The organism is Coprobacter sp., from assembly GCF_982436375.1.
In genome coordinates this window covers 1-4,301 of sequence record NZ_CEWDCG010000228.1, presented here as the reverse complement: position 1 = coordinate 4,301, position 4,301 = coordinate 1, and the positions used below count along the sequence as shown (strand labels likewise).

General features: G+C 40.1%; 4 protein-coding genes. All 4 read left to right on the top strand.

Annotated features, from left to right (window positions below; genetic code table 11):
* Window positions 1–204 precede the first annotated feature (204 nt).
* Window positions 205–1,611, top strand: coding sequence for an NfeD family protein (locus AC1WHX_RS10830; protein ID WP_122337411.1), 1,407 nt, complete (start codon window positions 205–207; stop codon window positions 1,609–1,611).
* 11 nt (window positions 1,612–1,622) lie between these two features.
* On the top strand, window positions 1,623–2,363 hold the full coding sequence (gene kdsB, locus AC1WHX_RS10825) for a 3-deoxy-manno-octulosonate cytidylyltransferase (RefSeq protein ID WP_122337410.1): 741 nt from the start codon (window positions 1,623–1,625) through the stop codon (window positions 2,361–2,363).
* Between the two features lie 58 nt (window positions 2,364–2,421).
* A complete protein-coding gene (locus AC1WHX_RS10820) occupies window positions 2,422–3,702 on the top strand; it encodes a M16 family metallopeptidase (RefSeq protein ID WP_009316616.1) in 1,281 nt (426 codons plus the stop codon).
* A 94-nt stretch (window positions 3,703–3,796) separates the two neighbouring features.
* On the top strand, window positions 3,797–4,240 hold the full coding sequence (locus AC1WHX_RS10815) for a methylglyoxal synthase (RefSeq protein WP_009316617.1): 444 nt from the start codon (window positions 3,797–3,799) through the stop codon (window positions 4,238–4,240).
* The last annotated feature ends 61 nt before the right edge of the window (window positions 4,241–4,301 follow it).

Sequence of the window (4,301 nt, the reverse complement as noted above, 5' to 3'; positions counted from 1 at the left end):
TGTTTTCAACTGCTGATTCGCATAAATAATTTATGTTCAATGGTCGAATTTTGATTCCAAGACCCGAGTTTGTCGTTTTTATTCGCTTTTTTCTGAATAAAAATCGTAACTTCGGCAATGTGTTCCGAAAGAAAAGCGGATAACAGAAATAATCTGTATCCATCTGTTGAAATCGGACACATCTTTTTATATAACGTATAAGTGATGAAAAAGTTCTGGATTATAACTATTATTTCACTATTTACTTACATTCAGGTAGGATATTCCGGTGAAAAACCGTTGTATTATAAGATTGATATTAAAAAAGAGATCGGGAGTACTACGTGGAGGTATATGCAACGCGGTTATAAAGAAGCTGTAGATCATGATGCGCAAGGAATAATATTGCATATGAATACATATGGAGGAACTGTCGTTCATGCAGATTCTATACGTACCCTTATTTTGAACAGTGCGATACCGGTATATGCTTTTATCGATAATAATGCGGCCTCCGCCGGTGCGCTGATCGCCATAGCTTGTGACAGTATTTACATGCGTCCCGGAGGAAATATCGGTGCTGCAACCGTTGTGAATGAGACAGGGGCGGCTATGCCGGATAAGTACCAGTCTTATATGCGGGCGACGATTCGTTCTACTGCCGAGGCTCACGGAAAAGACACGACAATTACCTTGTCTGGCGATACGGTTATCAAATGGTTAAGAGATCCTCTTATTGCGGAGGCGATGGTCGATACTCGAATCGTTGTCCCCGGATTGGACGATTCTACCAAAGTCCTTACGTTAACAGCTCAGGAAGCTCTAAAATGGGGATATAATGAAGCAATCGTGAATAATGTTCATGAAATAGTGACCGAACGGCTTGGTGTGCCGGAATATACGTTGCAGACATTCAAACCGTCTGTATATGATGATCTTGTCGGTTTTTTGCTCAATCCGGCGTTGCAGGCGATTTTGGTAATGATAATTATCGGAGGAATTTATTTTGAGCTGCAAACTCCCGGCATCGGTTTTCCGTCTGCCGCCGCCTTGATTGCTGCCGTACTTTATTTTGCACCTTTGTATCTGGACGGACTGGCTGCAAGTTGGGAGATTTTGATATTCATTGCCGGAATTATTTTGATGATTTTGGAACTGATTGTGATTCCCGGATTTGGAGTGGCGGGTATATTGGGTATTATTTGCATGTTTGCCGGGCTTGTTCTTGCGTTGGTAAATAATGTGGATTTTGATTTTGAAGGGGTATCTTCTCGAGAAATGAATCGTGGTATTTTTACCGTAATATCCGGACTTGTCTGTGCTTTTATTTTGATGATTTATCTGTCTCATAAAATCGGGCGTAAGGGGATTTTGCATCATCTTGCATTAGATTCATCCCAATCTGTGGAAAAAGGTTTTATTGCAGTATCTTCGGAGTATATGGATATGGTAGGTCAAGAGGGTGTGACAGTAACCATCTTGAGGTCTTCCGGAAAAGTTCGCATCGGAGAAGATGATTATGATGCCGTTTCTTTATATAATAAATTTATTGAACGAGGAACGCCCGTACGGGTAGTAAAGGTGGAGAATGCACAATTATATGTGGTAACTATCGATAGTAAAGAAAAATAAAAATAAGACTTATGAAATTTATAGGAATTATTCCGGCACGATATGCTTCGACCCGGTTTCCGGGAAAACCGCTTGCCGATATGAAAGGCAAATATATGATTCAACGAGTATATGAACAAGTAAAGACTGTGCTGGATCGGGTTTATGTGGCTACGGATGACCGGCGTATTTTTGATGCGGTTCACTCTTTCGGGGGAAAGGTCGTGATGACTTCTGAAAATCATAAAAGCGGTACGGATCGCTGTTTCGAGGCCTATTCCCGTATAGGAGAAGGAGAAGATGTCATTATCAATATACAAGGCGACGAACCATTTATACAGACTCGGCAAATAGAGGCGATTATGGAGTGTTTTGAATCTGAGGGAACGCAAATCGCAACTTTGGTAAAGCCGTTTACGAAAGAAGACGGTTTTGATGCTTTGTTCAATAGCAATTCTCCCAAAGTCGTACTGAATAATCGGAATGAAGCTCTTTATTTCAGCCGTTCTATTATTCCGTATATTCGTAATTATAAATATGACACATGGCTCGATCATCATGTTTTTTATAAACATATAGGAATGTATGCTTACCGGGCAGATGTATTGTCTGAAATAACTGCGTTGCCTCAGTCTTCGTTGGAGATCGCCGAATCGTTGGAACAATTGAGATGGCTGCAGAACGGTTATCGTATCAAGGTGGGAATTACTACGCAAGAAACGATAGGGATCGATACGCCGGAGGATCTTGAAAGAGCTTTGAAATATTTATAGAGTTTCTTTGAGATTTTATCTGAAAAATAAAAATGATTTATTATAGGAGATTATAAATATGCTTGACCGGAAAACAGAGCCGGAAATACATGACTTCGATTTATTAACGTTGCCTAAGGCAGATTGCCGTATTCTTCCGAATGGAGTGCCGTTATACGTGATCGATATGGGAGATCAGGAAGTGAACCGTATCGATATAATGTTTAATGCCGGACGATATGAACAGAATGTTCCGTTAGCAGCAGAAGCTGCTAATGCTATGTTGAGGGAAGGTTGTAGGGGACTGACATCTGTGGATATTGCAGAAAAACTCGATTTTTACGGAGCATGGTTGCAAAGTTCCGTATCTTATCACAATTCATATATGACACTCTATTCGCTGAACCGGAGTTTCGGTGAAGTGTTGCCTATACTTGAGTCTGTCATTTATGAACCTATGTTTCCGGAGAAAGAATTTAGGACATATATAGAACGGAGTAAGCAAAGATTATTGGTTGAACAAGAAAAGGTGCAGACTTTAGTAAATCGGGAATTTTTCGGACAATTATTCGGGAAAGATCATCCTTATGGCCGTCCGGTAGAAGTTGAGGACTACGATCGTTTGACCATAGAAGATTTGAAGATATATCATAGAGACTTTTATTGTCCTGAACATTGCAAGATCGTTATTTCGGGGAAAGTTACAGAGTCTATGATTGATAGAGTTTCCGATTGTTTCGGGCAAAAGAGGGAATCTCCGGTGATAAAATCCGAGCAAAAGAATTATCCGATTGTCCGTTCAAAAGAACATTTCAGATATTTTGAGAAACCCGGAGCTTTGCAGTCGGCTGTGAGAATCGGTATGCCGGTAATCAGCCGAACTCATCCCGATTATATGAAGCTCAGAATTCTGAATACTGTATTAGGTGGATATTTCGGAAGTCGTCTTATGTTGAATATTCGCGAAGATAAAGGTTTTACTTACGGAATATCATCTTCTGTAATCGGGCTGAAAGAAGATGCTTACCTTTCTGTGTCGACGCAGACCGGTACGGAATATGTACAGCCTCTGATAGAAGAGGTATTCAATGAAATAGAGAGGTTACGGGAAGAAAAAGTGCCTGAAGAAGAACTGAAAATGGTAAAAAGTTATCTGTCGGGAGAGTTAGCTCGTATTTTCGACGGTCCGTTTTCTATTTGTGATGCTTATATTTCTTTGATTGCGAATCAACTCGATTTTGAATATTATGACCGACAATTTATGACGGTTCAGTCTATAACGGCAGAGGAACTACAAGAGGTTGCTTGCAAATATTTTGTCAGAGATAAATTTTATACTTCGGTTGCCGGTCAGATGTAATAAAGAGTTATTTATTCTATCAGATTCGTGTTACTGAAATGATAGAATAACAAATTATTCATTATCTTTGTTATTAACTAAAAAGGTGTTGATTATGAATAAAACATTGACTATTGCATTGGTTGCTCATGATAATCGTAAGGCCGATTTGGTCGAATGGGCGGTGCATAACGCCGAATTGCTTTCCAAACATCATCTGGTATGTACCGGTACTACCGGAAGTTTGATTAAAAAAGCGTTTGATGAACATGGGATAAAGGCAGATATAACCTGCATGAATTCCGGACCTCTCGGTGGAGATGCGGAGATTGCGGCGATGGTAGTAAAGCATCAGATAAATCTGGCTGTTTTTCTGATCGATGATTTGAATCCCCAACCGCATGAAGCGGACATTCAGATGTTGCTTCGTCAGTGTCGGGTTCATAATGTACCTATTGCTTGTAACCGTTATAGTGCCGATTTAATGATTACGAGTACGCTATGGGACAATGACGATTATGTGCCTACTGAGCCGAAATATGTGTATTTTAAAAGATAATTCGGAAAAAGAGGGTGACCCAAAAGTCAATAACGACTGAACGGGTCACCCTTTTTCATTA